Here is a 26,004-nt window from a genome sequence, read left to right as displayed (position 1 = left end):
GTCGTGCCCTTTGTCTTTCTGGTACTCCCGTTTTCAAACCTGACTCCAAGTGGCCATGAACGAAATCACCGCTCCCGAGCAATACGATCTGCAAACCGCCGCGCTGAAGGTGCCGCCGCATTCCATCGAGGCCGAACAGGCCGTACTCGGTGGTCTGATGCTGGACAACAACGCCTGGGAACGCGTGCTCGATCAAGTCTCCGACGGCGATTTCTACCGACATGACCACCGTCTGATCTTCCGTGCGATCGCCAAACTGGCCGATCAGAACATGCCGATCGACGTCGTGACCCTTGCCGAACAATTGGACAAGGAAGGTCAGACGTCCCAGGTCGGCGGCCTCGGTTACCTCGGCGAGCTGGCGAAAAACACGCCGTCCGTCGCCAACATCAAGGCCTATGCGCAGATCGTTCGCCAGCGGGCGACGCTGCGTCAGCTGATCGGTATCAGCACCGAAATTGCCGACAGCGCCTTCAACCCCGAAGGTCGCACCGCCGAGGAAATCCTCGACGAAGCCGAGCGGCAGATCTTCGCGATTGCCGAGGCCCGGCCAAAAACCGGCGGCCCGGTGGGCGTGAATGACCTGCTGACCAAGGCCATCGACCGCATCGACACTCTGTTCAACACCGCCGACGCAATCACCGGTCTGTCCACCGGTTATACCGACCTCGACGAGAAGACCAGCGGTCTGCAGCCGTCCGACCTGATCATCGTCGCCGGTCGTCCGTCGATGGGTAAAACCACCTTCGCGATGAATCTGGTGGAAAACGCCGTACTGCGCAGCGACAAGGCGGTGCTGGTGTATTCCCTCGAGATGCCAGGTGAATCGCTGATCATGCGTATGCTTTCGTCCCTCGGTCGTATCGACCAGACCAAAGTGCGTTCCGGTCAGCTCGAAGACGACGACTGGCCGCGCCTGACCTCGGCGGTCAACCTGCTCAACGATCGCAAGCTGTTCATTGACGATACCGCCGGTATCAGCCCGTCGGAAATGCGCGCACGGACCCGACGTCTGGTGCGCGAGCACGGCGACATCGGCCTGATCATGATCGACTACCTGCAGTTGATGCAGATTCCGGGCTCCAGCGGTGACAACCGGACCAACGAGATTTCCGAGATCTCGCGATCCCTGAAAGCCCTGGCCAAGGAATTCAACTGCCCGGTGGTGGCGCTGTCGCAGCTCAACCGTTCCCTGGAACAACGTCCCAACAAGCGTCCGGTGAACTCCGACTTGCGGGAATCCGGAGCGATCGAGCAGGACGCCGACGTCATCATGTTCGTGTACCGGGACGAGGTGTATCACCCGGAAACCGAACACAAGGGCATCGCCGAAATCATCATCGGCAAGCAGCGGAACGGCCCGATCGGCTTTATCCGCCTGGCCTTCATCGGTAAATACACCCGCTTCGAAAACCTCGCGCCGGGCAGTTACAACTTCGACGACGACGAGTAACGTCGAGCACTTGTGGCGAGGGCGCTTGCTCCCGCCGGGTTGCGCAGCAGCCGCCAGAATTCGATTGCTGCGCAGCCGATCGGGAGCAGGCTCCCTCGCCACAGGTAAAGCGCAATTTCCGACCACAGTCGTCGGAATTGGTCAAAATTTGTGCTATATTCCGCGCCCGCGAAATTCAATGAAAGCCAACACCGGTTATCGACATGCAAGCAGCCAAGCCGTTATTTGACTATCCAAAGTACTGGGCCGAATGTTTCGGGCCAGCGCCATTCCTGCCGATGAGCAGGGAGGAGATGGATCAGCTCGGCTGGGATTCCTGCGACATCATCATCGTCACCGGTGATGCCTACGTCGATCACCCGTCGTTCGGCATGGCGATCATCGGCCGGCTGCTGGAGTCCCAGGGCTTCCGCGTGGGGATCATTGCCCAGCCGAACTGGCAGTCCAAAGACGACTTCATGAAGCTCGGCGAGCCGAACCTGTTCTTCGGCGTCGCGGCCGGCAACATGGACTCGATGATCAACCGCTACACTGCGGACAAGAAAATCCGTTCCGACGACGCCTACACCCCGGGTGGCATGGCGGGCAAACGTCCGGATCGCGCGAGCCTGGTCTACAGCCAGCGCTGCAAGGAAGCTTACAAACATGTGCCGATCGTCCTCGGCGGCATCGAAGCTTCGCTGCGCCGCATCGCCCACTACGACTACTGGCAGGATCGCGTGCGCAACTCGATCCTGATCGACGCCAGCGCCGATATTCTGCTGTACGGCAACGCCGAGCGCGCCATTGTCGAAGTAGCCCAGCGTCTGTCCTACGGTCACAAGATCGAAGACATCACCGACGTGCGCGGCACCGCGTTCATCCGTCGTGACACGCCGCAGGGCTGGTACGAAGTCGATTCCACGCGCATCGACCGTCCGGGCAAGGTCGACAAGATCATCAACCCGTACGTGAATACTCAGGACACCCAGGCTTGCGCTATCGAGCAAGAAAAGGGGCCGGTGGATGATCCCGAGGAGGCCAAGGTCGTACAGATCCTGGCCAGCCCGCGTATGACCCGCGACAAGACCGTAATCCGCCTGCCGTCGATGGAAAAGGTGCGTAACGACCCGGTCCTGTACGCCCACGCCAACCGCGTACTGCACCTGGAAACCAACCCGGGCAACGCCCGTGCGCTGGTGCAGAAACATGGCGAGATCGACGTCTGGTTCAACCCGCCGCCGATTCCGATGACCACTGAAGAAATGGACTACGTGTTCGGCATGCCTTACGCACGGGTTCCGCACCCGGCGTACGGCAAGGAAAAGATCCCGGCCTACGACATGATCCGTTTCTCGGTGAACATCATGCGTGGCTGCTTCGGCGGCTGCACTTTCTGCTCGATCACCGAGCACGAAGGCCGGATCATCCAGAACCGTTCCGAAGAATCGATCATTCGCGAAATCGAAGAGATCCGCGACAAGGTTCCGGGCTTCACTGGCGTCATCTCCGACCTCGGCGGCCCGACCGCGAACATGTACCGCATCGCCTGCAAGAGCCCGGAAATCGAATCCGCGTGCCGCAAGCCATCCTGCGTATTCCCCGGCATCTGCCCGAACCTGAACACCGACCATTCGTCGCTGATTCAACTGTACCGCAGCGCCCGTGCCTTGCCAGGAGTGAAGAAGATCCTGATCGCCTCCGGCCTGCGTTACGACCTCGCGGTCGAGTCGCCGGAGTACGTCAAAGAGCTGGTGACCCACCACGTCGGCGGGTACCTGAAGATCGCCCCGGAACATACCGAGGAAGGTCCGCTCAACCAGATGATGAAACCGGGCATTGGCAGCTATGACAAGTTCAAGCGCATGTTCGAGAAGTACACCAAGGAAGCAGGCAAAGAGCAGTACCTGATCCCGTACTTCATCGCCGCGCACCCGGGCACTACCGACGAAGACATGATGAACCTGGCGCTGTGGCTCAAGGGCAACGGTTTCCGTGCCGACCAGGTGCAGGCGTTCTACCCGTCGCCGATGGCCACCGCCACCGCGATGTACCACTCGGGCAAGAACCCGCTGCGCAAGGTCACCTACAAGAGCGACGGCGTAACCATCGTCAAGAGCGAAGAGCAGCGTCGCCTGCACAAGGCGTTCCTGCGTTATCACGATCCGAAAGGCTGGCCGATGCTGCGCGAAGCGTTGATCCGCATGGGTCGTGGTGATCTGATCGGTCCAGGCAAGGATCAGTTGATTCCGCTGCATCAGCCGGCCACCGACAGCTACCAGAGCGCTCGTCGCAAGAACTCGACGCCGGCCGGCAGCCACAAGGTCGCGAAAGAGAAGACCACCAAGATTCTCACTCAGCACAATGGCCTGCCACCGCGTGCCAGCGACGGTGGCAATCCTTGGGACAAGCGTGAACAAGCCAAGGCTGCGGCGTTCGCCCGCAACCAGCAAGCGGCCAAGGAGCGCAAGGAAGCGGCCAAGGGCAAGGGGCCGAAACCGGCGCGCAAGCCAGTCGTTCCGCGGTAAGTCGCTTTTTGTTTCAACAGAACGCCAACCTTCGGGTTGGCGTTTTGCATTTCAGGGTTCATGAAGTGTGCTGAAACGACTGGCCCTTTCGCGAGCAAGCCCGCTCCCACAGTTGGAATGCGGTCTCCTGTGGGAGCGAGCTTGCTCGCGAAGGCGTCATCTCAGGCGCCGCATCTACCACTGCCGCCACATTTAGGCGCAACTTCACTAAAGCATTTCCCCGCATCGCCCGATTTTGGTGCTGTACTGCCCTGAGCATTCCGGAAAAGCGCCCAAGCCCCTGCATGGCATAAGTCTTGCGCGCTTTCGAATACGCTTAGGCTCGCAGGAGGCACGCCGTGTCGATTCATGTCGCATTGCATCACGTCACGCATTACCGCTACGACCGCGCTGTCGAACTCGGCCCGCAGATCGTCCGCCTGCGCCCGGCTGCCCATAGCCGCACGCGGATTCTCTCGTATGCGCTAAGGGTTTCGCCCGAGCAGCATTTCATCAACTGGCAGCAAGACCCGCAGGGCAACTACCTCGCGCGTCTGGTATTCCCCGAGAAAACCGACGAGTTGCGCATCGAAGTCGACTTGCTGGCCGAGATGGCGGTGTTCAATCCGTTCGACTTCTTCCTCGAACCCTATGCCGAGAACATCCCCTTTACCTACGCCGCCGATGAGCGCAAAGAGCTGGCGCCATACCTCGAAACCCTACCGCTGACCCCGGCATTCAAAGCCTATCTGGACGGGATCGACCGCACGCCACTGCCCGCCGTGGATTTCCTGGTGATGCTCAACCAGCGCCTCAGCGAAGACATCCGTTACCTGATCCGCATGGAACCGGGCGTGCAGACCCCGGAACACACCCTCGAACATGCCTCCGGCTCCTGCCGCGACTCGGCGTGGCTGCTGGTGCAGCTGCTGCGCAACCTCGGGCTGGCCGCGCGGTTCGTTTCCGGTTATCTGATTCAACTGACCGCCGACGTGAAGAGCCTCGACGGCCCGTCCGGTACCGAGGTGGATTTCACCGACCTGCACGCCTGGTGCGAGGTGTACTTGCCGGGCGCTGGCTGGATCGGTCTGGATGCTACGTCCGGGTTGTTCGCCGGCGAAGGGCATATCCCGCTGGCCTGCAGCCCCGATCCGTCCTCAGCCGCGCCGATCAGTGGCCTGGTCGAGCCGTGCGAATGCCAGTTCAGCCACGAAATGTCGGTGGAGCGGATCTGGGAAGCGCCACGGGTGACCAAGCCCTACACCGATGAGCAATGGCTGGCGATTCAGGCACTGGGCCGGCAGATCGATGCCGACCTGCTGCAAGGTGATGTGCGCCTGACGATGGGCGGCGAGCCGACCTTCGTTTCCATCGACGACCCGGACGGTGCCGAATGGAACACTGCCGCGTTGGGGCCGGACAAGCGCCGACTGTCCGCCGAACTGTTCCAGCGCATGCGCCAGCACTATGCGCCGAAAGGTCTGGTGCATTTCGGTCAGGGCAAGTGGTATCCGGGCGAGCAATTGCCGCGTTGGTCGCTCAACTGCTATTGGCGCCGCGATGGCGTGCCGATCTGGCACAACGGCGCGCTGATCGCCGATGAGCAGCAGGACTACAGCGCCAATGGCGAACTGGCCGGGCGTTTTCTGGCGAGTGTTGCCGAACGCTTGAAACTGCCCGCACGTTTCGTGTTTCCAGCCTACGAAGACAACTTCTATTACCTCTGGCGCGAAGGCGCATTGCCGAGCAACGTCAGCGCCGAAGACGCGCGTCTTGAAGAACCGCTGGAGCGTGCGCGTCTGCGCAAGGTCTTCGCTCAGGGCCTGGATAAAGTGATTGGCCAGGTGCTGCCGCTGGCCCGTACCGCCAAGGGTGATCAATGGCAGAGCGGGCGCTGGTATCTGCGCGACGAGCATTGCCGGCTGGTGCCGGGGGATTCGCCGCTGGGTTACCGCCTGCCACTCGGTTCACAGCCGTGGGTGAAGGCCGCCGAGTATCCGTTCATTCATCCCAACGATCCGAATCAGGACTTCCCCGAGCTGCCAGACACTGCCCAGCTCAACAGTCTGGGCGAAGCGGCGACGACTGACGAACGCGCGCCGAAAATCGACGAGTCCGCCGACTGGCTGACTCGCACCGCCTTCTGCGCCGAGGCCCGCGAAGGGCGTCTCTATCTGTTCATGCCGCCGCTGGAGCGGGTCGAGGACTATCTGGAGCTGGTGGCGGCCATCGAGGCTACCGCCGAAGAACTGCATTGCCCGGTGCTGCTGGAAGGGTACGAGCCACCGAGCGATCCGCGCCTGAGCAACTTCCGCATCACCCCGGATCCGGGCGTGATCGAGGTCAACGTGCAACCATCGGCGACCTGGGACGAACTGGTGGAACGCACCGAATTTCTCTATGAACAGGCGCGACAGACGCGGCTGACCACCGAGAAATTCATGATCGACGGACGCCACACCGGCACCGGCGGCGGTAATCATTTCGTCCTCGGTGGCGCGACCCCGGCAGACTCACCATTCCTGCGCCGCCCGGACCTGCTGCGGAGTCTGATCAGCTACTGGCACAACCATCCGTCGCTGTCCTACCTGTTTTCCGGCTTGTTCATCGGCCCGACCTCGCAGGCGCCGCGGGTCGATGAAGCGCGCAACGATGCCCTGTACGAACTGGAAATCGCCTTCGCGCAGATGCCTGAGCCGGGCGAGGCATGCGCGCCCTGGCTGGTGGATCGCCTGCTGCGCAATCTGCTGATCGATGTCACCGGCAACACCCACCGCGCCGAATTCTGCATCGATAAACTGTATTCGCCGGATGGCGCCACCGGGCGTCTCGGGCTGCTGGAGCTGCGCGCCTTCGAAATGCCGCCGCATGCGCGGATGAGCCTGGCTCAGCAGTTGTTGCTGCGCGCGCTGGTTGCGCGATTCTGGCGCGAGCCATATGCGCCGCCGAAACTGGCGCGCTGGGGCACCGAGCTGCACGACCGTTTCATGCTGCCGCACTTTATCGAGCAGGATTTCGCCGACGTCATCGTCGAACTGAACAACGCCGGTTATCCATTGCGCGCCGAGTGGTTCGCTGCGCATCTGGAGTTCCGTTTTCCCAAGGTCGGCGATTACGCGGTCAGCGGCATCGAGATGGAGCTGCGCCAGGCGCTGGAACCTTGGCATGTGCTGGGCGAGGAGGGTACGGCGGGTGGCACGGTGCGTTATGTCGATTCGTCGCTGGAGCGTTTGCAGATCAAGCTCAGCGGCTTGCCGCCGCAGCGGTATCTGCTGACCTGCAACGGCATTCCGCTGCCGCTGCAACCGACCGGGCGCATCGGTGAGTTCGTCGCCGGCGTGCGCTTTCGGGCCTGGCAACCGGCCAACTGCCTGCAACCGACCATCCCGGTGCACGCGCCGCTGGTGTTCGACCTGCTCGACACCTGGATGCAGCGTTCGCTGGGCGGTTGCCAGTACCACGTGGCACACCCGGGCGGGCGCAATTACGAGACGCTACCGGTCAATGCCAACGAGGCGGAGAGTCGACGCATGGCGCGGTTTTTCCGCATCGGACATACACCGGGGAAACTTCCGATACCGAACCTGACAATCTCCGACGAGCTGCCGATGACGCTCGATTTGCGACGTTTCTAAGTCCTGCACGACATGCGGATTTTTCGTATATCCGCACGTCATGTGCCTGCGTTAGTCTGACCGTTCCCTGCTGTCTGCCGAGCTTTCCATGCCTGACCTGCTAGACCGCTACCCGCTGACGGCGGGCACTTATCACGAACTGCTGAACGACAGCGGGGAAGTGCGCCCGCACTGGCGGCGGCTGTTCGATCAATTGCAGCGCAGCACCCCGGCGCAACTGGTGCAGCGGCAGGCGTTGCTGGCCCGGCAGATTCAGGAAAACGGCGTGACCTACAACGTCTATGCCGATCCCAAGGGCGCTGACCGTCCGTGGGAGCTGGACCTGCTGCCGCACGTGATTGCTGCTGATGAGTGGCAGCAACTGTCGGCGGGCATTGCCCAGCGTGCACGCCTGCTCAATGCGGTGCTGGCTGATCTGTACGGGCCGCAACGGTTGATCAGCGAAGGGCTGTTGCCGGCGGAGCTGGTGTTCGGCCACAACAATTTTCTCTGGCCCTGTCAGGGCATCGCGCCACCGGAAGATGCCTTTCTGCATCTGTACGCCGTGGATCTGGCGCGGGCGCCGGACGGGCGCTGGTGGGTCACGGCGGATCGTACCCAGGCTCCGTCGGGGGCGGGTTATGCGCTGGAAAACCGCACCATTGTTTCGCGGGCGTTTCCCGAGCTGTACCGCGATCTGAAAGTGCAGCACCTCGCCGGATTCTTCCGCACCCTGCAGGAAACCCTCGCGCGTCAGGCGCCGTGTGACGACGATGCGCCACTGGTGGTGTTGCTCACGCCGGGGCGCTTCAACGAAAGCTATTTCGAACATTTGTATCTGGCGCGCCAGCTCGGTTATCCACTGGTGGAGGGCGGGGACCTGACGGTGCGCGACGCCACGGTGTACCTGAAAACCCTCAGCGGCCTGCGCCGGGTGCACGCGATCATGCGCCGGCTCGACGATGACTTCTGCGATCCGCTGGAGCTGCGCACCGACTCGGCACTCGGTGTGCCCGGCTTGCTGGAAGCGGTGCGTCAGGGTCGGGTGCTGGTGGCCAATGCCCTGGGCAGCGGCGTGCTGGAGTCGCCGGGATTGCTCGGATTTTTACCGAAGATCAATCAATACCTGTTCGGCGAAGAACTGCTGTTGCCGTCCATCGCTACATGGTGGTGCGGCGAGGCGCCGGTATTGGCGCAGGCGCTGGAAAAGCTTCCGGAGCTGCTGATCAAACCGGCGTTCCCCTCACAAAGCTTCGCCCCGGTGTTCGGCCGCGATCTGAGCGAACAACAGCGTCAGGCGCTCGCCGAACGCATGCAGGCGCGGCCATACGCCTATGTCGCACAAGAACTGGCGCAGCTGTCCCAGGCGCCAGTCTGGCAGGCTGAAGACGGCCAACTGCAACCGCGAGCGATCGGCATGCGCGTGTACGCGGTGGCCAGTGGTGACGGTTATCGCGTATTGCCCGGTGGACTGACCCGGGTCGCCGCCGAGGCCGATGCGGAAGTGGTGTCGATGCAGCGCGGTGGTGCGAGCAAGGACACCTGGGTGTTGGGCGAGCGTGCGCCGAGTGGCGAACAATGGAAAACCCAGCGCAATGTCGGCGTGCACGATCTGGTGCGCCGCGATCCGTACCTGCCCTCGCGGGTGGTGGAGAACCTGTTCTGGTTCGGCCGTTACTGCGAGCGTTGTGACGACAGTGCGCGACTGCTGCGAATCATGCTCGCGCGTTATGTCGATGGCGATGACCCGCAAGCCTTGCAGGCGGCCGTGGAGCTTGGCGAGCGCCTGATGTTGCTGCCGGAGGAGGGCGAGTTGCCGGAGCGGCTGCTGGCGGCGCTGCTCGGCGAGGACTGGTCGTTCAGCCTGCGCTCCAATCTGCAGCGCCTGCAGTGGGCGGCCTCGCAGGTGCGCGGCAAGCTTTCGCGGGAGAACTGGCAGGCGTTGGTCGAGTTGCAGCGTGAGGCGCTGGAACTGGACACCGAGGAGCCGGATTTCGGCGAGTTGCTGGATTTCCTCAACCGGCTGGTGATGTCGCTGGCGGCGCTCTCGGGTTTCGCGCTCGACGACATGACCCGCGACGAAGGCTGGCGCTTCCTGATGATCGGCCGGCGCATCGAGCGTTTGCAGTTTCTCAGCAGCAGTCTGGCGGCGTTTCTGCGCGGCGCCGGGGCGTTCGATCAGGCGGGGCTGGAATGGCTGCTGGAGCTGGGCAACAGCAGCATCACCTACCGTTCGCGGTATCTGGCGGTGGCGCAGTTGATTCCGGTGCTCGACCTGTTGCTGCTGGACGAGCAGAACCCGCATGCGGTGCTGTTTCAGTTGAAACTGGTGACCCGCACGCTCAAGCGATTGAATGATGATTTCGGCCTGCCTCGCGAGGCCGGGTTGCCGCAACTGGTCGAGCGTCTGGCGCGGTTCGATCTGGGCTGTCTGGAGAACCCGCTGTTCGGGGAGAACAGCGTGCGTGCCGCGCTCGATGGTCTGGCGGATCTGCTGCAGGAGATTGCCGAGGCCAGCGGGCAGGTCTCGGATCGGCTGGCGCTGCGCCACTTTGCCCATGTCGATGATGTCAGTCAGCGCACGGTGTCCGTCTGATGAGCGCCCATTACCAGATCTTCCACGACACCTGTTATCACTACGACAGCCCGGTGTCGCTGGCACAGCAATTGGCGCACCTGTGGCCGCGTGAATGCACATGGCAGCGCTGCACCGAGCAGCAATTGCTGATCAGCCCGCAGCCGACCACGCGGCGGGATGAGCTGGATGTGTTCGGCAATCCGCTGACTCGTCTGGCCTTCGAGCGCCCGCACGATGAGTTGCAGGTCAACGCCCGGCTCACGGTCGAGGTGCTGGCGCGGCCACTGGCGGATTTCAGTCTGTCCCCAGCGTGGGAGCAGACGCGCAATGCGCTGACCTACAGCAGCCAGCCGTTGTCCGCCGACATACTGGAGGCTTGTCGCTATCGCTTTCAGTCACCCTATGTGCATTTGAAACGCAGCTTCGTCGAGTTTTCCGAGAGCTGTTTTCCGCCGGGCCGCCCGTTGCTGCTCGGTGTGCAGGCCTTGATGCAGAAGATTTTCAGCGAGTTTACCTTCGATGCCGAGGCGACGCAGGTGGCGACGCCGCTGGTCGAGGTGCTGGAGCGCCGGCGCGGCGTGTGTCAGGACTTCGCGCACCTGATGCTCGCTTGTGTGCGTTCGCGAGGGCTGGCAGCGCGCTACATCAGTGGTTATCTGCTGACCCAGCCGCCAGCGGGGCAGCCACGGCTGATCGGCGCCGACGCGTCGCATGCCTGGGTGTCGGTGTTCTGCCCGGTACTGGGGTGGGTGGATTTCGATCCAACCAACAATGTGCAGCCGGCGCTGGAGCACATCACTCTGGCGTGGGGCCGGGATTTTTCCGATGTGTCGCCGTTGCGCGGGGTGATTCTGGGAGGCGGTTCGCATGATCCGGAAGTGCGGGTCACGGTAATGCCATTGGAATAAGGTAATTTCACTGGGGAGAGCCAATGTGGCGAGGGAGCTTGCTCCCGCTCGACTGCGAAGCAGTCGCAAAACAATTTGGGGTCGCTGCGCAACCCAGCGGGAGCAAGCTCCCTCACCACAGATCGCTCCCTCAGGGAGCGAATCAGCAATCAGCTCAGGCGTCAGGCGCCTGGTCTTTCGGTGCATCAACATCAACATCGTCGTCAGTCGCCACTTCCCCGTCTGGGTTCAGTGCCGCTTCTTCAGCCTGTTGTTTCTTGCGCTGAAGCTTTTCCTCTTTCTTCTTTTCCTTTTCCAGGTCTCGTTGACGTTTGGCGAAGGAGTAATTGGGTTTGGCCATGGGCGATCCTCTGGGGTCGAAGGTGAGGTTGAGCGGCGCGTATTCTGCCCTGTATCGGTGCCCGGCGGTTAGCCGGGTTTTTGGTCGACCCACTTGGGCGTGACGGTCGGCTGCCACTGGTCCAGGGCGTCGAGCAGGATTTGTGGCGATTCGCTCACTTGCAGCATGTCACGGTGTGGCGCGCGAACGAAGCCTTCGCCGACGATATGGTCGAGAAATGCAGTGAGTTTGCTGTAAAAACCGTTCACTTCCAGCAACCCCAGCGGCTTGCCGTGGTAGCCGAGCTGGCCCCAGGTCCAGACTTCGAACAGCTCTTCCAGCGTGCCAAGACCGCCGGGCAACGCAATGAACGCATCGCTCAGCTCGGCCATGCGTGCCTTGCGCGCATGCATGCCATCGACGACTTCGAGACGGGTCAGGCTCTTGTGGCCGATCTCCTTGTCCATCAGGCTTTGCGGAATGATCCCGATCACTTCGCCGCCAGCGGCCAGTGCGGCGTCCGCCACCAGGCCCATCAGGCCCACGGCACCACCGCCGTAAACCAGCGTCAGCTGGCGCTCGGCGAGAGCCCGGCCAAGGGCTTGGGCGGCTTCGGTGTAAGCCGGATCAGTGCCGGCGTTGGCACCGCAAAATATACAAACGGATGTGAGAGACATGCCTTCCTCCTGGGTCAATCCGTCACAGGGTAATGGCTGGCACGCCTCGATCCAAGGGCTAAGCTTCGCGTTCTGGCGACTCAAAGGTACCGCTGGCGCCACAGGCGTAGGCGGCGAGCAAACTGCACAACAGACCGTTAAAGAACATGACAGGCACTCCGTTTCAGTAGATGCGCCGATCATAGGCCCGGCCCGGGATTATCGCCGGTAGAATGTTTCGATGAGTGTCATAGCCTGAAAGTTGTATACAATTTTTGACTCAAGTCATAGGAACTTGCGAAGATTTCAGGCAGTCTTTCCACCATTAGTGTTTTTGTTAACCCTGCCTTGGAGATTCACCATGTTTTCCAAAGTTGTTGCGGTATCCCTGCTGGCGCTGGCCAGCAGCCAATTGATGGCTGCCGAGTGCAAAACCACCGTTGATTCCACCGACCAGATGTCCTTCAACGCCAAGGAAATCGTGATCGACAAGAGCTGCAAGACCTTCACCGTCGAACTGACCCACTCCGGCAGCCTGCCGAAGAACGTCATGGGCCATAACCTGGTGGTCAGCAAAGAAGCCGACATGCAGCCGATCGCTACCGACGGCCTGGCTGCCGGGATCGACAAGAACTACCTGAAGGACGGTGACGAGCGTGTCATCGCTCACACCAAGATCATCGGCGCCAAGGAAACCGACTCGCTGACCATCGACGTGTCCAAGCTCAAGGCTGACGAGAAGTACGGCTTCTTCTGCTCGTTCCCGGGCCACATCTCGATGATGAAAGGCACCGTGACCCTAAAGTAATACGGCTCACACGTAACACGAAAAACGCCGCTGCAAGTGATTGCAGCGGCGTTTTTTTCTGCTGATCAAATCTGCACCTTACCTCATTTCTGTGATCATGACCGCCCGTCGGAATTGCCCTCGTACCTGTTATTTCTGACAGTAGACACGGATTTCGAAGAAGCCTCGAATGAGGGTGCGCTCAGATGACTGTACGCATCCATTCCGAAAAAGGAGATTTCGTATGACCGATCAAGAGAAATTACCCCAGCAGCGTACGTTGGTTCAGGATCCGAACAGAAGTAATGTGACAAGCGGAACCGTCATTGAGACAGTTACCAATGGCAATGGTGAACTCATCGAAAATGGCGGGGTCAGCACAAATCCATATTTGTCTTTTGTTGGTTCCGCTGCTCCCAATCAAAAGGCGCAGCTTTTCGACAACGGTATCCCTGCGCACTCCCCGGTAAATGTTGATCACGTTGGCCACTACAGTTTGATCATTACAGATCAGAAAAACGGGCCGCATTTCTACACCGTGGAAACCACCGACGGGCAGGTGTCTGATCTATACATAGTTCACATGAAACTGCCCCTGCACGCCGCAATTTTGTGGATAAACGATCCCAGCGGAGACGTCATCGAAAATGGTGGAAGCACTACGTTTGTCGATCTGAGTTTTGTAGGTGAGGGAGAGCCAAATACAACAGTCAGTCTTCTGGATAACGGAATTCATGTAGGCACACTGAATATCGATGCAAATGCGCACTGGAGTGCTGTGCTGAACGGACTGTCAGTGGGGGCGCATAGCTTCACCGTGGTAGGAAGCGATGGTGTTGAATCCAGTCCCTGGAACATTCGAGTCGTGAACTCCGTGCCGGTAAGCATCCAGTTTCTTCTGGGAGAAAGCGGGCAGTTGATCGACAATCACGAGCAAACGACCGATACATCGTTAACGGTTGTCGGTACGGCAAACCCTGGTGAAAACGGAACAATCGTCGACTACGATAACGATCTGGTTAAATTCACGGCTAACTTGAATGGAATCTACACGGCAAAGATTTCGAATCTGGCTGAAAAGGTTCACACCATCAGAGCGGTAACGGCGAGTGGTCGAGTCTCGGACCCTTGGGCATTCAGGGTGGTTGCACCCAAAGCCCGTTAAATCGTTTATTGACACTGCTAAAGCCCGCTGAGGATCACTCCTTAGCGGGCTTTTCATTCACTTACCGATCAAGGCGCAAACGGCATCACACGCTTGTGATGAGTCTTGTTGTACGTATTGACGATGATGTCGAACGCTTCCTGACGCACCGGCTCGCCGTGCAGGAAGGCGTCGATCTCGGCGTAGGTTACGCCATGGGAGGCTTCGTCCGGTTTGCCCGGCGACAGGTCTTCCAGATCCGCGGTCGGCACTTTTTCCACCAGCGATTCCGGTGCGCCGAAGCTGCGGGCGATCGCCCGGACCTGGTTTTTCACCAGACCGCTGAGCGGGGCCAGGTCGCAGGCACCGTCACCGAATTTGGTGAAGAAGCCCATCACCGCTTCCGCCGCGTGGTCGGTGCCGATCACCAGACCGTGCGCCGCGCCGGCGATGGTGTACTGGGCGACCATGCGCATCCGCGCCTTGGTGTTACCGAGCACGAAATCCACCGACACCGCATGTTTGCCTTCGAACGCCGCCACTTCACTGGCCAGCGATTTGACCGCCGGGCCGATGTTCACGGTGTGGCGTTCGTCCGGGGCGATGAAATCCACCGACGCTTGCGCATCGTGCTCATCGAACTGGGTTTCGTACGGCAGGCGCACGGCGATGAACTTGTAGCTGCTATCGCCGGTGCGCTCGCGCAGTTCACGCATGGCGCGCTGGGCCAGCAGGCCGGCGGTCAGCGAGTCGACGCCGCCGCTGATGCCCAGCACCAAGTTCTTGAGGCCGGAGTTGACCAGGCAATCCTGGATAAAGGTGATGCGCCTGGCAACTTCCGCCTCGAGGGCCTGATGCCCTGCAAATGGCGGCTGTACCTTGAGCTGTTCAGCAATCTCACGCTGTACGGCTTGCATGAATTCACTCCTTGCTAGATAGACTGGAATCGGCAGGAACCTGAAACACATGTCGCAAATAGGCGACGAAATTCGGATCTTTGCAGTGGGTCTTGCCGGGCTCGTCGGAGATCTTCGCCACCGGCTGGCCGTTGCAGGCGGTCATTTTAAGCACGATGCTCATCGGTTCGACACCCGGAATGTCACAGGTCAGGTTGGTACCGATGCCAAAGCTGACGTTGATTCGTCCGTGCAGCGCGCGGAAGATCTCCAGCGACTTGGGCAGGGTCAGGCTGTCGGAGAACACCAGGGTCTTGCTCATCGGGTCGATGCCAAGCTTGTGGTAGTGGGCGATGCATTTTTCGCCCCACTGCACCGGATCCCCGGAATCGTGGCGCAGACCATCGAAGAGCTTGGCGAAAAACAGATCGAAATCGCCGAGGAAGGCGTCGGTGGTGATGCAGTCGGTGAGAGCGATCCCGAGGAGGCCACGGTACTCGCGTACCCAGCAATCGAGGGCGGCGATCTGACTGTCGATCAGCCGTGGGCCGAGTTGCTGGTGCGCCATGATCCATTCATGGGCCATGGTGCCCAGCGGTTTCATGTCCAGCTCCCGGGACAGGTGCACGTTGCTGGTACCGACGAAGCGACCGGGGAAATCATGCTTGAGCACGTTGACCACTTCTTCCTGCACGCGGTACGAAAAGCGCCGGCGGGTGCCGAAATCGGCGACCTGCAACTGCGCCAGCTCGTCGGCCGAAGCGTTGGCACTGAGCCAGTCGAACTTGCGATACAGCTGTTCCCGCGCCTGTACCAGCTCGATTTCCCGGTAGCGATAGCGGTTGCGCACTTCGCTGACGATCGCCAGCAGCGGCACTTCGTACAGAATCACATGCAGCCACGGGCCGCGCAGACGGATGAACAGTTCGCCGTTCTCGATGCCGGTGTGCAGGTAGCGCAGGTTGAAGCGGAACAGGCCGAGAAAGCGCAGGAAATCCGGTTTGAGGAAGGTGATGCGCTCGAGAAAACTCAACTGGTCGGCACTCAGACTCAGCTCGGCCAGGCGCTCGATCTGGTAGCGAATCTCGGCCAGATACGGCCGCAGATCCTCGCTGTTACGGCAACGAAACTCCCATTCGACTTCGACGTTGGGGTAGTTGTGCAGCACCGCCTGCATCATCGTCAGTTTGTAGAAGTCGGTGTCGAGCAGGTTCTGCACGATGCGATCGGCAAATACACTCTCGCTCATAAACGGGGTCTCCAGGTGCACCGCGCGGTTGCGCGGGATCAATCAATGACGCTAGTGGCGCATATCAATGGTGGGGATTGCCAGCAATTTTTGGCAGGTGAAGCTCATTTGTGGTGAGGGGATTTATCCCCGATCGACTGCGCAGCAGTCGTCGCTCTTGAGTTTTGGGGGTCGCTGCGCAACCCATCGGGGATAAATCCCCTCGCCACAGGGTAGTGCTCAGACCTGTTGAACCGCTGGGCTATCGATCTGCTCCAGCATCCACTTCACAAAATCCCGCACTTTCGGCACTTCCGCCGCATGCTCCGGGTAGGCCAGGTAATAGGCGTCGGAACTGGGCATGGCATGCTGCCAGGGAATGACCAGTTTGCCGTCGGCCAATTCCTCTTCCACCAGAAACCGCGGCAGCAGCGCCACACCGCAGCCGACCTGGGCGGCGCGGATGCACATATAAAAGGTTTCGAAACGCGGCCCGTGGTAGCTGTGTTCGGTGTGGTAACCCTGACTGTCGAACCAGTCGTGCCAGGCCTGCGGGCGCGAGGCATTTTGCAGCAGCACCAGATCGGTCAGTTGCGTCGGGTCGGTGAAGGGCCTGTCCGGCAGGCTGCCCGGCGCACAGACCGGCACCAGCTCTTCGCCGAACAGCTTCAGGCATTCGGTGCCGGGGCGCGAACCCTGGCCGAAATAGAACGCCAGATCGCTGCGCCCCTGCAGCAAGTCATCGGCCTCCTGCTCGTTGCACAGGTCGAGATGGATCGACGGATGGCGCAGACGCCAGCCCTTCAGACGCGGTACCAGCCAGCGCGCGCCGAAGGTCGAAGGCGTAGAAACGCGCAGGACTTCGGTCTCACCGCCGTAAGAACGCAGGTAATGCGTGGACATTTCCACCTGCGTGAGGATTTTTCGGACTTCCACCAGGTACAAATCCCCGGCCGGGGTCATCTGCAAACGCCGACGTACCCGGCGGAACAACAAGTGCTGCAACAGTTCCTCAAGCTGCGCGACCTGTTTGCTGACCGCGCTCTGGGTCAGGTTCAGTTCTTCGGCGGCCCGGGTGAAGCTCAGGTGCCGGGTCACGGCTTCGAAGCACTGCAGCGCAGTGATCGACGGCAAGTGGCGTTTGTTCAGCATGGGTGATCCCTTTTTCTTGTCTTTCTATGCGCAGCATGAATAAACGGAATGATATCTCGCGTAAAGGTCGTTTGTTGCCTTGCCTTCGGGAAGCTACAACTAAAGGCCTGCCCGGTCGTGAACGTTCGGCCGCACACATTCAGTTTTTCGCTTGAGGAGTGACCCATGGTAGCCGCATTGCTTGATCGTCTTGGTGTGAACCCGGCCCTGTACCAGAACGGCAAAGTGCCGGTGCATTCGCCCATCGACGGCAGCCGCATCGCCGCCGTGAACTGGGAAGGCCCGGCCGAAGTCGAGCAGCACATCAGTCGCGCAGATCATGCGTTCGAGCAGTGGCGCAAGGTGCCGGCCCCGCGTCGCGGCGAGCTGGTGCGTCAGTTCGGTGAAGTGCTGCGTGAATACAAGGCTGACCTCGGCGAGCTGGTGTCGTGGGAAGCGGGCAAGATCACTCAGGAAGGCCTCGGTGAAGTGCAGGAAATGATCGACATCTGCGACTTCGCCGTCGGCCTGTCGCGTCAGTTGTACGGTTTGACCATCGCCTCCGAGCGCCCGGGCCACCACATGCGTGAAACCTGGCATCCGCTGGGCGTGGTCGGCGTGATCAGCGCGTTCAACTTCCCGGTCGCAGTGTGGGCGTGGAACACCACGCTGGCGTTGGTCTGCGGCAACCCGGTGGTGTGGAAACCGTCGGAGAAAACCCCGCTGACTGCACTGGCCTGTCAGGCACTGTTCGACCGTGTGGTGAAGAATTTCAGCGATGCGCCGGCGCACCTGTGCCAGGTGATCATCGGTGGCCGTGATGCCGGCGAAGCGCTGGTGGATGACCCGCGTGTCGCGCTGATCAGCGCCACCGGCAGTACCCGCATGGGCCGCGAAGTGGCACCGAAAGTCGCCGCACGTTTCGCCCGCAGCATTCTCGAACTGGGCGGCAACAACGCGATGATCCTCGGCCCGAGCGCCGATCTGGACATGGCCGTGCGCGCCATTCTGTTCAGTGCGGTCGGTACTGCCGGGCAGCGTTGCACCACCCTGCGGCGGCTGATTGCCCATGAATCGGTGAAGGAAGAAATCGTCACCCGCCTCAAAGCCGCGTACGCGAAAGTGCGTATTGGCCATCCGCTGGAAGGCAATCTGGTCGGCCCGCTGATCGACAAACACAGCTTCGAAAACATGCAGGACGCGCTGGAGCAGGCACTGAGCGAGGGTGGCCGGGTGTTCGGCGGCAAGCGTCAGCTGGAAGATCAGTTCCCCAACGCCTATTACGTGTCGCCGGCCATTGTCGAAATGCCAGAGCAGAGCGACGTGGTCTGCAGCGAAACCTTCGCCCCGATTCTCTATGTCGTCGGCTACAGCGACTTCCAGGAAGCGCTGCGCCTGAACAACGCGGTGCCGCAAGGTTTGTCGTCGTGCATCTTCACCACTGATGTGCGCGAGGCCGAGCAGTTCATGTCGGCGGTCGGCAGCGACTGCGGCATCGCCAACGTCAACATCGGCCCGAGCGGCGCGGAAATCGGCGGCGCATTTGGTGGCGAGAAGGAGACCGGCGGCGGTCGTGAGTCCGGCTCTGACGCCTGGCGCGCGTATATGCGCCGGCAGACCAATACCGTGAACTACTCGCTGGAATTGCCGCTGGCGCAGGGCATCACCTTCGACTGACAGGTGGATATCTCCTGTAGGAGAGCTTTTGTGGTGAGGGGATTTATCCCCGACCGGCTGCGAAGCAGCCGCAAAACAGTTGTATGCGGTTTTGTCTGGCAGTGCGCGATTGCAGGTTTTGGGGCCGCTACGCAGCCCGTCGGGGATAAATCCCCTCACCACTGGGTTCGTTCCCACAGGGTATGCAGTGTTTGTTAGGTTTCTGTTGGAGTCTGGCAATGCCGTTACGCGAAGAATGTCTGTGGGAAAAACTCACGCCGCAGCGCCCGGATAACACCGCGCTCAGAGGCGAAGTCAAAGTCGATGTCTGCGTGATCGGCGCCGGGTTTACCGGGTTGTCGGCGTCGCTGCATCTGTTGGAAAAAGGCAAAAGCGTCTGCGTGCTCGAAGCGCATCGCGCCGGGCATGGCGGTTCCGGGCGCAACGTCGGGCTGGTCAACGCCGGCATGTGGATCCCGCCGGACGAGATCGAGGCCGGGTTCGGCGAGGCGGTCGGCAGTCAGCTCAACCGCATGCTCGGGGCGGCGCCGGCGCTGGTGTTCAGCCTTGTGGATAAATACAACATCGATTGCCAGTTGCGCCGCGAAGGCACGCTGCACATGGCGCACAATGCTAAGGGCGAGGCGGATCTGCGCAGTCGCGAGCAACAATGGAAGCGTCGCGGCGCGCCGGTCGAGTTGCTCACCGGCAAGGCCTGCGAGCAAGCCACCGGCACCCAGAAGATCGCCGCCGCACTGCTTGATCGCCGCGCCGGTACGCTCAATCCGATGGCTTATGTCACTGGACTGGCCAACGCGGTGAAGGGCCTGGGCGGACAGATGTTCGATCACTCGCCGGTTAGCCGTCTCGAGCGCGTGGGCCAGCAATGGTCAGTGCAGACCGAGCACGGTTCGGTGCTCGCCGAGCAAGTGGTGATCGCCTCGAATGCCTACACCGAAGGCGACTGGACCGAACTCAAGCGCAACTTCTTCCCCGGTTACTACTATCAGGTCGCCTCGGTGCCGCTGACCGAAGACGCCGCCCATGACATCCTCCCCGGCGGGCAAGGCTCGTGGGACACACGCCAAGTGCTGAGCAGCATCCGTCGCGACAAGGACGGCCGGTTGTTGCTCGGCAGTCTGGGCAACGGCAACCAGAAACCGACGTGGTTCCTCAAGGCCTGGGCCGATCGGGTGCAGCAGCATTACTTCCCCAACCTGAAGCCGGTGGAATGGGAGTGCACCTGGACCGGGCGCATCGCCTTCACCCCCGATCATTTGATGCGGCTGTTCGAGCCGGCGCCGGGACTGGTGGCTGTCACCGGCTACAACGGTCGCGGCGTGACCACCGGCACCGTGGTCGGCAAAGCCTTCGCCGACTACCTGTGTAACGGAAATCCTCAAACCCTGCCGATCCCCTTCGCACCGATGCAGCCCCTGGCCGGTGTCGGATTGCGCAGTTGCCTGTACGAGGCCGGGTTCTCGCTGTATCACGCGGGCCAGTGCCTGCGCATCGTCATCTGAGTGTTGAAATATGTTGCGTAACGCGGCGCTTTTCGGCGTAGCGACTAGCCTGTAATGGTGCGGGTTGTAGCAGTCCCGCACCAGCAGTGTGCAGTTCGGTGACGCGAGCTGTTACAGGCTGGTTGCACGTCGTTTGGTGCCGCGGTTGCAATGATGGCGCGAGCGGGTTGCGCCTCAGATTTAAAAAGGTTTCACCTTCCGCGGTTTAGACGGTTGCACGCCCAATGAAAATGGGAACGAAACAGTCGAAATAACAAGAAAGCAGCGACTTTTTGAAGAATAAAAAACCGATGGCACGGCGCTTGCTCAGAGCATTCAGTGAAGTGAAGTCGCAGTGCCAACTAAAAAAAACCTTGGAGCACCACCTCATGTCCCAGACGTTTTACAAGAAAGGCTTTCTGGCCCTCGCAGTGGCTACTGCGTTGGGTGTTTCTGCGTTTGCTCAAGCTGATGTGAAAATCGGTGTAGCGGGTCCAATGACTGGCGCCAACGCGGCATTTGGCGAGCAGTACATGAAGGGTGCACAGGCAGCGGCGGACGCGGTCAACGCGGCAGGCGGCGTCAACGGCGAGAAAATCGTACTGGTCAAGGGCGATGACGCCTGCGAGCCGAAACAGGCAGTGACGGTTGCCAAGGACTTGGTCAACCAGAAGGTTGCCGGCGTGGTCGGTCACTTCTGCTCTTCTTCCACCATTCCAGCCTCGGAAATCTACGACGAAGCCGGCGTTATCGCGATCACCCCGGGTTCCACCAACCCGCAGGTGACCGAGCGCGGTCTGGGCGCCATGTTCCGTATGTGCGGGCGTGACGACCAGCAAGGCATCGTCGCGGGCGACTACATCGTCGACGTGCTCAAGGGCAAGAAAGTCGCGGTTATTCACGACAAGGACACCTACGGTCAAGGTCTGGCCGATGCGACCAAGGCCCAACTGATCAAGCGTGGCGTGACCCCGGTGATCTACGAAGGTCTGACCCGTGGCGAGAAAGACTTCAGCGCCCTGGTCACCAAGATCCGTGCTGCTGGCGCCGACGTCGTGTACTTCGGCGGTCTGCACCCGGAAGCCGGTCCACTGGTCAAGCAACTGCGCACCGAAGGCCTGAAAGACGTGAAGTTCATGTCTGACGACGGCATCGTTACCGACGAACTGGTGACCACCGCTGGCGGCCCGCAATACGTCGACGGCGTGCTGATGACCTTCGGCGCCGACCCGCGCCTGCTGCCGGAAAGCAAGGCGGTGGTCGAGCAGTTCCGCAAGGCTGGCACCGAGCCCGAAGGCTACACCCTGTATGCCTACGCTTCGATCCAGACCCTGGCGGCCGGCTTCAACGGTGCCAAATCCAACAGTGGCGAGAAAGCCGCCGAGTGGCTGAAGGCCAACCCGGTGAAAACTGTCATGGGCGAGAAAGCCTGGGACAAGAAGGGTGACCTGAAAGTGTCCGACTACGTGGTTTACCAGTGGGACGCGAGTGGCAAATACCATCAGCTGGAAAAACAGAAGTAAGGGCTGACGCGATTCGCTTAACCCCCACCAATACCTGTGGGAGCGGGCTTGCCCGCGATGGCGTCAGGTCAGTCGACACACAGGTTGGCTGATCCACCGCTATCGCTGGCAAGCCAGCTCCCACAGGAGCCTCGGTGAGGCTGGGCTGATCGCGCTCTGACATTGCTCCGACGTAAATCTGTATTTTCCCTGGAAGAACCGCCCGCTCCGGTGGGCAGGTTCTCATTGCGTGAGATTGCGTTATGGATGGTATTTTCCTGCAGCAACTGGTCAACGGCCTGACCCTCGGGTCGGTCTATGGCCTGATCGCCATCGGCTACACAATGGTCTACGGCATCATCGGCATGATCAACTTCGCCCACGGCGAGGTTTACATGATTTCCGCGTACCTCGCGGCAATCAGCCTGGCTCTGCTGGCTTACTTCGGTATCGAATCCTTCCCGCTGTTGATGCTCGGCACGCTGGTGTTCACCATCGTCGTCACCGGCGTCTATGGCTGGGTAATCGAACGCGTCGCCTACAAACCTCTGCGCAACTCCACCCGACTGGCACCGCTGATCAGTGCCATCGGCATCTCCCTGATCCTGCAAAACTATGCCCAGATCAGCCAGGGCGCCCGTCAACAGGGTGTGCCGACGCTGCTCACCGGTGCCTGGCGCATCGACGTCGGCACAGGTTTCGTCCAGCTCACCTACACCAAGGTGTTCATTCTGGTCGCCGCGTTCGTCGGCATGGGCCTGCTGACTTACGTGATCAAGTACACCAAGCTCGGCCGCATGTGCCGCGCCACCCAGCAAGACCGCAAGATGGCTTCGATCCTCGGGATCAACACCGACCGGGTGATTTCCTACGTGTTCATCATCGGTGCAGCGATGGCGGCTCTGGCCGGCGTGCTGATCACCATGAACTACGGCACGTTCGACTTCTACGCAGGCTTCGTCATCGGCATCAAGGCGTTCACCGCCGCCGTGCTGGGCGGGATCGGCTCACTGCCTGGCGCGATGCTCGGCGGGATCATTCTCGGGATCTCCGAGTCGCTGTTCTCGGGCCTGGTCAACTCCGACTACAAAGACGTGTTCAGCTTCTCGCTGCTCGTACTTGTTCTGGTCTTCCGGCCTCAGGGCCTGTTGGGCCGTCCTCTTGTGTCGAAGGTGTAAGCGATGTCTTCAACCACCCAAAAATCCATCGATATCAAAAAAAGTCTGGTTGAGGCGATTCTTGCCGGCCTTATTGCCCTGATCGTGTTCGGCCCGATTGTCGGCGTCGTGCTCGAAGGCTACAGCTTCAATCTTGAGCCGACCCGCGTCGCGTGGCTTATCGGCATTGTGATGATCGGCCGCTTTGCCTTGAGCCTGTTTCTGCAGACGCCCAAAGGCTTGAAGATTCTCGACGGCTTCGAGAGCACCGGTTCCGGTGTGCATGTGCTGCCGGCCGATCACAAATCACGCCTGCGCTGGATCATCCCGCTGCTGATTGTGCTCGCGGTCATCGTGCCGTTTGTCTCCAACTCCTATCTGCTGGGCGTGGTCATCCTCGGGCTGATCTACGTGCTGCTGGGACTGGGGCTGAACATCGTGGTGGGCCTGGCCGGTCTGCTCGACCTCGGCTACGTGGCGTTCTACGCCATCGGTGCCTACGGTCTGGCGCTCGGTTATCAATACCTCGGGCTGGGCTTCTGGACCGTGCTGCCACTGGCGGCGATCACCGCGGGTCTGGCCGGTTGCATCCTCGGTTTTCCGGTGCTGCGTCTGCACGGTGACTATCTGGCGATCGTGACTCTGGGCTTCGGTGAAATCATCCGCCTGATCCTCAACAACTGGCTGTCGCTGACCGGCGGCCCGAACGGCATGCCCGCGCCACTGCCGACATTCTTCGGTCTGGAATTCGGCAAGCGGGCCAAGGATGGCGGGGTACCGTTTCATGAGTTTTTCGGCATCGCCTACAACCCGGACGTGAAGTATTACTTCATCTACACGGTGTTGTTCCTGGTGGTGCTGGCCGTGCTGTACATCAAGCATCGTCTGGTGAAAATGCCGGTGGGTCGCGCCTGGGAAGCCCTGCGCGAAGATGAAATCGCCTGCCGCTCGATGGGCCTCAACCACGTGCTGGTCAAGCTCTCGGCGTTCACCATCGGTGCGTCGACGGCGGGTCTGGCCGGGGTGTTTTTCGCCACCTATCAAGGCTTCGTCAACCCGACCTCGTTCACCTTCTTCGAATCGGCGCTGATCCTCGCCATCGTCGTGCTCGGCGGCATGGGCTCGACCATCGGCGTGGTGATCGCAGCGTTCGTGCTGACGGTTGCTCCGGAATTGCTGCGCGGCTTCGCCGAATACCGCGTGCTGCTGTTCGGCATTCTGATGGTGTTGATGATGATCTGGCGACCACGCGGGCTGATTCGCATCAGCCGTACCGGGGTCACTCCACGCAAAGGTGCCATTCACTATGAGAGGACTGCGCCATGAGTGAAGTCGTTCTCTCTGTGGAAAAACTGATGATGCACTTCGGTGGCATCAAGGCCCTGAGCGATGTCAGCCTCAAGGTCAAACGCAACTCGATCTTCGCCCTGATCGGCCCCAACGGCGCCGGCAAGACCACGGTGTTCAACTGCCTGACCGGGTTCTACAAGGCCTCCGGCGGCAAGATCGAACTCAACGTGCGCGGCCAGCAGACCAACGTCATCCAGCTGCTGGGCGAGTCGTTCAAACCGACCGACTTCGTGTCGCCGAAAAGCTTCCTCAGTCGCCTGTACTACAAGATGTTCGGCGGCACGCATCTGGTGAACCGCGCAGGCCTGGCCCGAACCTTCCAGAACATTCGTCTGTTCAAGGAAATGTCGGTACTGGAAAACCTGCTGGTGGCGCAGCACATGTGGGTCAACCGCAACATGCTGGCCGGCATCCTCAACACCAAGGGCTACCGCAAAGCGGAAAGCGATGCGCTGGATTGCGCGTTCTACTGGCTCGAAGTGGTGGATCTGGTGGACTGCGCCAACCGTCTGGCCGGTGAACTGTCCTACGGCCAGCAACGCCGTCTGGAGATCGCCCGGGCCATGTGCACGCGACCGCAGATCATCTGCCTCGACGAACCGGCCGCCGGCCTCAACCCTCAGGAAACCGAAGCGCTGAGCGCGATGATCCGGCTGCTGCGCGACGAGCACGATCTGACCGTGGTGCTGATCGAACACGACATGGGCATGGTGATGAGCATTTCCGACCACATCGTGGTGCTGGACCACGGCATTGTCATCGCCGAGGGCGGGCCTGAGGCGATCCGCAACGATCCGAAAGTGATTGCCGCCTACCTGGGCGCCGACGAAGAGGAGCTGGTATGAGCAAACCGATCCTCGAACTCAAAGATCTGGACGTGTTCTACGGCCCGATTCAGGCCCTCAAAGGCGTGTCGCTTGAGATCAACGAAGGCGAGACCGTCAGCCTGATCGGCTCCAACGGCGCGGGTAAGTCCACGCTGCTGATGTCGATCTTCGGCCAGCCACGGGCGGCGGGCGGGCAGATCCTCTATCAGGGCGTCGACATCACCCACAAGTCCTCGCACTACATCGCCTCCAACGGCATTGCGCAGTCGCCGGAAGGGCGGCGGGTGTTCCCCGACATGACCGTCGAGGAAAACCTGCTGATGGGCACCATCCCGATTGGCGACAAGTACGCCAAGGAGGACATGCAGCGCATGTTCGAGCTGTTCCCGCGGCTCGAAGAGCGCCGTACCCAGCGGGCGATGACCATGTCCGGCGGCGAGCAGCAAATGCTCGCCATTGCCCGCGCCCTGATGAGTCGGCCGAAATTGCTGCTGCTCGATGAGCCAAGCCTGGGCCTGGCACCGATCGTGGTGAAACAGATCTTCGCCACCCTGCGGGAACTGGCGAAAACCGGCATGACCATTTTCCTCGTCGAGCAGAACGCCAACCATGCGCTGAAGCTGTCGGACCGGGCGTACGTGATGGTCAACGGCGAGATTCGCCTGACTGGTACCGGTAAAGAGCTGCTGGTGAATGAGGAGGTGCGTAACGCTTATCTGGGTGGGCATTGATTCTTCCTGAGTTGTCCACAAAGCCCCGCGACGAAAGTCCCGGGGCTTTTTACATCCCAAGTCCACACAGATCCCCTGT

General features: G+C 60.8%; 19 protein-coding genes. 14 read left to right on the top strand and 5 right to left on the bottom strand.

Annotated elements, in window-relative coordinates; genetic code table 11:
• The first annotated feature begins 55 nt into the window (after positions 1-55).
• From dnaB to PMI25_RS03005, 5 genes are all read left to right on the top strand, one after another.
• Positions 56-1,453 (top strand): replicative DNA helicase, encoded by a 1,398-nt coding sequence (gene dnaB, locus PMI25_RS03025; RefSeq protein ID WP_007967455.1) that lies wholly within the window; start codon positions 56-58, stop codon positions 1,451-1,453.
• A gap of 203 nt (positions 1,454-1,656) precedes the next feature.
• Complete coding sequence (locus PMI25_RS03020) at positions 1,657-3,960, top strand: YgiQ family radical SAM protein (protein WP_007967456.1); 2,304 nt, start codon at positions 1,657-1,659, stop codon at positions 3,958-3,960.
• Between the two features lie 338 nt (positions 3,961-4,298).
• Complete coding sequence (locus PMI25_RS03015; RefSeq protein ID WP_007967458.1) at positions 4,299-7,574, top strand: transglutaminase family protein; 3,276 nt, start codon at positions 4,299-4,301, stop codon at positions 7,572-7,574.
• Positions 7,575-7,662: 88 nt separating this feature from the next.
• Positions 7,663-10,149 carry a circularly permuted type 2 ATP-grasp protein gene (locus tag PMI25_RS03010; RefSeq protein ID WP_007967460.1) on the top strand — a complete coding sequence of 829 codons (2,487 nt, stop codon included), beginning with the start codon at positions 7,663-7,665 and terminating at the stop codon, positions 10,147-10,149.
• On the top strand, positions 10,149-11,039 hold the full coding sequence (locus PMI25_RS03005; protein ID WP_007967462.1) for a transglutaminase family protein: 891 nt from the start codon (positions 10,149-10,151) through the stop codon (positions 11,037-11,039). The genes PMI25_RS03010 and PMI25_RS03005 overlap by 1 nt, the downstream gene beginning before the upstream one ends.
• Positions 11,040-11,193: 154 nt before the next feature.
• On the opposite strand, the gene PMI25_RS03000 is transcribed toward PMI25_RS03005, so the two are convergent.
• Together PMI25_RS03000 and PMI25_RS02995 are read right to left on the bottom strand one after the other, a co-directional pair.
• The gene (locus tag PMI25_RS03000; protein WP_007967464.1) at positions 11,194-11,379 is read right to left on the bottom strand and encodes a hypothetical protein; all 186 of its coding nucleotides are present in this window, start codon (positions 11,377-11,379) and stop codon (positions 11,194-11,196) included.
• A gap of 68 nt (positions 11,380-11,447) precedes the next feature.
• A complete protein-coding gene (locus tag PMI25_RS02995; RefSeq protein WP_007967465.1) occupies positions 11,448-12,035 on the bottom strand; it encodes a TIGR00730 family Rossman fold protein in 588 nt (195 codons plus the stop codon).
• A gap of 340 nt (positions 12,036-12,375) precedes the next feature.
• On the opposite strand from PMI25_RS02995, the gene azu reads away from it, so the two are divergent.
• On the top strand, positions 12,376-12,822 hold the full coding sequence (azu, locus tag PMI25_RS02990; RefSeq protein WP_007967467.1) for an azurin: 447 nt from the start codon (positions 12,376-12,378) through the stop codon (positions 12,820-12,822).
• A gap of 223 nt (positions 12,823-13,045) precedes the next feature.
• Positions 13,046-13,966, top strand: a complete 921-nt coding sequence (locus PMI25_RS02985) for a hypothetical protein (RefSeq protein WP_007967470.1) — start codon at positions 13,046-13,048, stop codon at positions 13,964-13,966.
• Between the two features lie 68 nt (positions 13,967-14,034).
• On the opposite strand, the gene nadE is transcribed toward PMI25_RS02985, so the two are convergent.
• The 3 genes from nadE to PMI25_RS02970 form a co-directional block, all read right to left on the bottom strand.
• On the bottom strand, positions 14,035-14,862 hold the full coding sequence (gene nadE / locus PMI25_RS02980; RefSeq protein WP_007967473.1) for an ammonia-dependent NAD(+) synthetase: 828 nt from the start codon (positions 14,860-14,862) through the stop codon (positions 14,035-14,037).
• A 4-nt stretch (positions 14,863-14,866) separates the two neighbouring features.
• Positions 14,867-16,090: a nicotinate phosphoribosyltransferase gene (gene pncB, locus PMI25_RS02975; RefSeq protein WP_003221154.1), complete on the bottom strand. Its 1,224-nt coding sequence runs from the start codon at positions 16,088-16,090 to the stop codon at positions 14,867-14,869.
• A 219-nt stretch (positions 16,091-16,309) separates the two neighbouring features.
• Positions 16,310-17,221: a LysR family transcriptional regulator gene (locus tag PMI25_RS02970; protein ID WP_007967478.1), complete on the bottom strand. Its 912-nt coding sequence runs from the start codon at positions 17,219-17,221 to the stop codon at positions 16,310-16,312.
• 165 nt (positions 17,222-17,386) lie between these two features.
• Between PMI25_RS02970 and amaB the strand changes: the two genes are divergently transcribed.
• The 7 genes from amaB (at position 17,387) to PMI25_RS02935 (ending at position 25,925) form a co-directional block, all read left to right on the top strand.
• A complete protein-coding gene (amaB, locus tag PMI25_RS02965) occupies positions 17,387-18,877 on the top strand; it encodes an L-piperidine-6-carboxylate dehydrogenase (protein ID WP_007967480.1) in 1,491 nt (496 codons plus the stop codon).
• Between the two features lie 218 nt (positions 18,878-19,095).
• Positions 19,096-20,379 carry an L-pipecolate oxidase gene (amaA, locus tag PMI25_RS02960; protein ID WP_007967482.1) on the top strand — a complete coding sequence of 428 codons (1,284 nt, stop codon included), beginning with the start codon at positions 19,096-19,098 and terminating at the stop codon, positions 20,377-20,379.
• A 368-nt stretch (positions 20,380-20,747) separates the two neighbouring features.
• On the top strand, positions 20,748-21,881 hold the full coding sequence (locus PMI25_RS02955; protein ID WP_007967483.1) for an ABC transporter substrate-binding protein: 1,134 nt from the start codon (positions 20,748-20,750) through the stop codon (positions 21,879-21,881).
• 242 nt (positions 21,882-22,123) lie between these two features.
• The gene (locus tag PMI25_RS02950) at positions 22,124-23,038 is read left to right on the top strand and encodes an ABC transporter permease subunit (protein WP_003221160.1); all 915 of its coding nucleotides are present in this window, start codon (positions 22,124-22,126) and stop codon (positions 23,036-23,038) included.
• A gap of 3 nt (positions 23,039-23,041) precedes the next feature.
• A complete protein-coding gene (gene livM / locus PMI25_RS02945) occupies positions 23,042-24,343 on the top strand; it encodes a high-affinity branched-chain amino acid ABC transporter permease LivM (RefSeq protein ID WP_007967484.1) in 1,302 nt (433 codons plus the stop codon).
• The gene (locus PMI25_RS02940; RefSeq protein ID WP_007967487.1) at positions 24,340-25,212 is read left to right on the top strand and encodes an ABC transporter ATP-binding protein; all 873 of its coding nucleotides are present in this window, start codon (positions 24,340-24,342) and stop codon (positions 25,210-25,212) included. The genes livM and PMI25_RS02940 overlap by 4 nt, the downstream gene beginning before the upstream one ends.
• Entirely contained in the window at positions 25,209-25,925 is a 717-nt protein-coding gene (locus PMI25_RS02935) for an ABC transporter ATP-binding protein (RefSeq protein WP_007967489.1), read from the top strand. The genes PMI25_RS02940 and PMI25_RS02935 overlap by 4 nt, the downstream gene beginning before the upstream one ends.
• Positions 25,926-26,004: the final 79 nt, after the last annotated feature.

Source organism: Pseudomonas sp. GM30, from assembly GCF_000282275.2.
Taxonomy (GTDB): Bacteria; Pseudomonadota; Gammaproteobacteria; order Pseudomonadales; family Pseudomonadaceae; genus Aquipseudomonas.
This window is presented reverse-complemented; position numbering and strand designations above follow the sequence as displayed.

What these genes read in the sequence shown, in the direction of transcription:
- PMI25_RS03010 (WP_007967460.1), top strand. Translation starts at nt 7,663, where the DNA reads ATGCCTGACCTGCTAGACCGCTACCCGCTGACGGCGGGCACTTATCAC.
- PMI25_RS02955 (WP_007967483.1), top strand. Translation starts at nt 20,748, where the DNA reads ATGTCCCAGACGTTTTACAAGAAAGGCTTTCTGGCCCTCGCAGTGGCT.
- dnaB (WP_007967455.1), top strand. Translation starts at nt 56, where the DNA reads ATGAACGAAATCACCGCTCCCGAGCAATACGATCTGCAAACCGCCGCG.
- azu (WP_007967467.1), top strand. Translation starts at nt 12,376, where the DNA reads ATGTTTTCCAAAGTTGTTGCGGTATCCCTGCTGGCGCTGGCCAGCAGC.
- nadE (WP_007967473.1), bottom strand. Translation starts at nt 14,862, where the DNA reads ATGCAAGCCGTACAGCGTGAGATTGCTGAACAGCTCAAGGTACAGCCG.
- PMI25_RS02995 (WP_007967465.1), bottom strand. Translation starts at nt 12,035, where the DNA reads ATGTCTCTCACATCCGTTTGTATATTTTGCGGTGCCAACGCCGGCACT.
- PMI25_RS02985 (WP_007967470.1), top strand. Translation starts at nt 13,046, where the DNA reads ATGACCGATCAAGAGAAATTACCCCAGCAGCGTACGTTGGTTCAGGAT.
- PMI25_RS02970 (WP_007967478.1), bottom strand. Translation starts at nt 17,221, where the DNA reads ATGCTGAACAAACGCCACTTGCCGTCGATCACTGCGCTGCAGTGCTTC.
- livM (WP_007967484.1), top strand. Translation starts at nt 23,042, where the DNA reads ATGTCTTCAACCACCCAAAAATCCATCGATATCAAAAAAAGTCTGGTT.
- amaA (WP_007967482.1), top strand. Translation starts at nt 19,096, where the DNA reads ATGCCGTTACGCGAAGAATGTCTGTGGGAAAAACTCACGCCGCAGCGC.
- PMI25_RS03020 (WP_007967456.1), top strand. Translation starts at nt 1,657, where the DNA reads ATGCAAGCAGCCAAGCCGTTATTTGACTATCCAAAGTACTGGGCCGAA.
- amaB (WP_007967480.1), top strand. Translation starts at nt 17,387, where the DNA reads ATGGTAGCCGCATTGCTTGATCGTCTTGGTGTGAACCCGGCCCTGTAC.
- pncB (WP_003221154.1), bottom strand. Translation starts at nt 16,090, where the DNA reads ATGAGCGAGAGTGTATTTGCCGATCGCATCGTGCAGAACCTGCTCGAC.
- PMI25_RS02940 (WP_007967487.1), top strand. Translation starts at nt 24,340, where the DNA reads ATGAGTGAAGTCGTTCTCTCTGTGGAAAAACTGATGATGCACTTCGGT.
- PMI25_RS02935 (WP_007967489.1), top strand. Translation starts at nt 25,209, where the DNA reads ATGAGCAAACCGATCCTCGAACTCAAAGATCTGGACGTGTTCTACGGC.
- PMI25_RS03005 (WP_007967462.1), top strand. Translation starts at nt 10,149, where the DNA reads ATGAGCGCCCATTACCAGATCTTCCACGACACCTGTTATCACTACGAC.
- PMI25_RS02950 (WP_003221160.1), top strand. Translation starts at nt 22,124, where the DNA reads ATGGATGGTATTTTCCTGCAGCAACTGGTCAACGGCCTGACCCTCGGG.
- PMI25_RS03000 (WP_007967464.1), bottom strand. Translation starts at nt 11,379, where the DNA reads ATGGCCAAACCCAATTACTCCTTCGCCAAACGTCAACGAGACCTGGAA.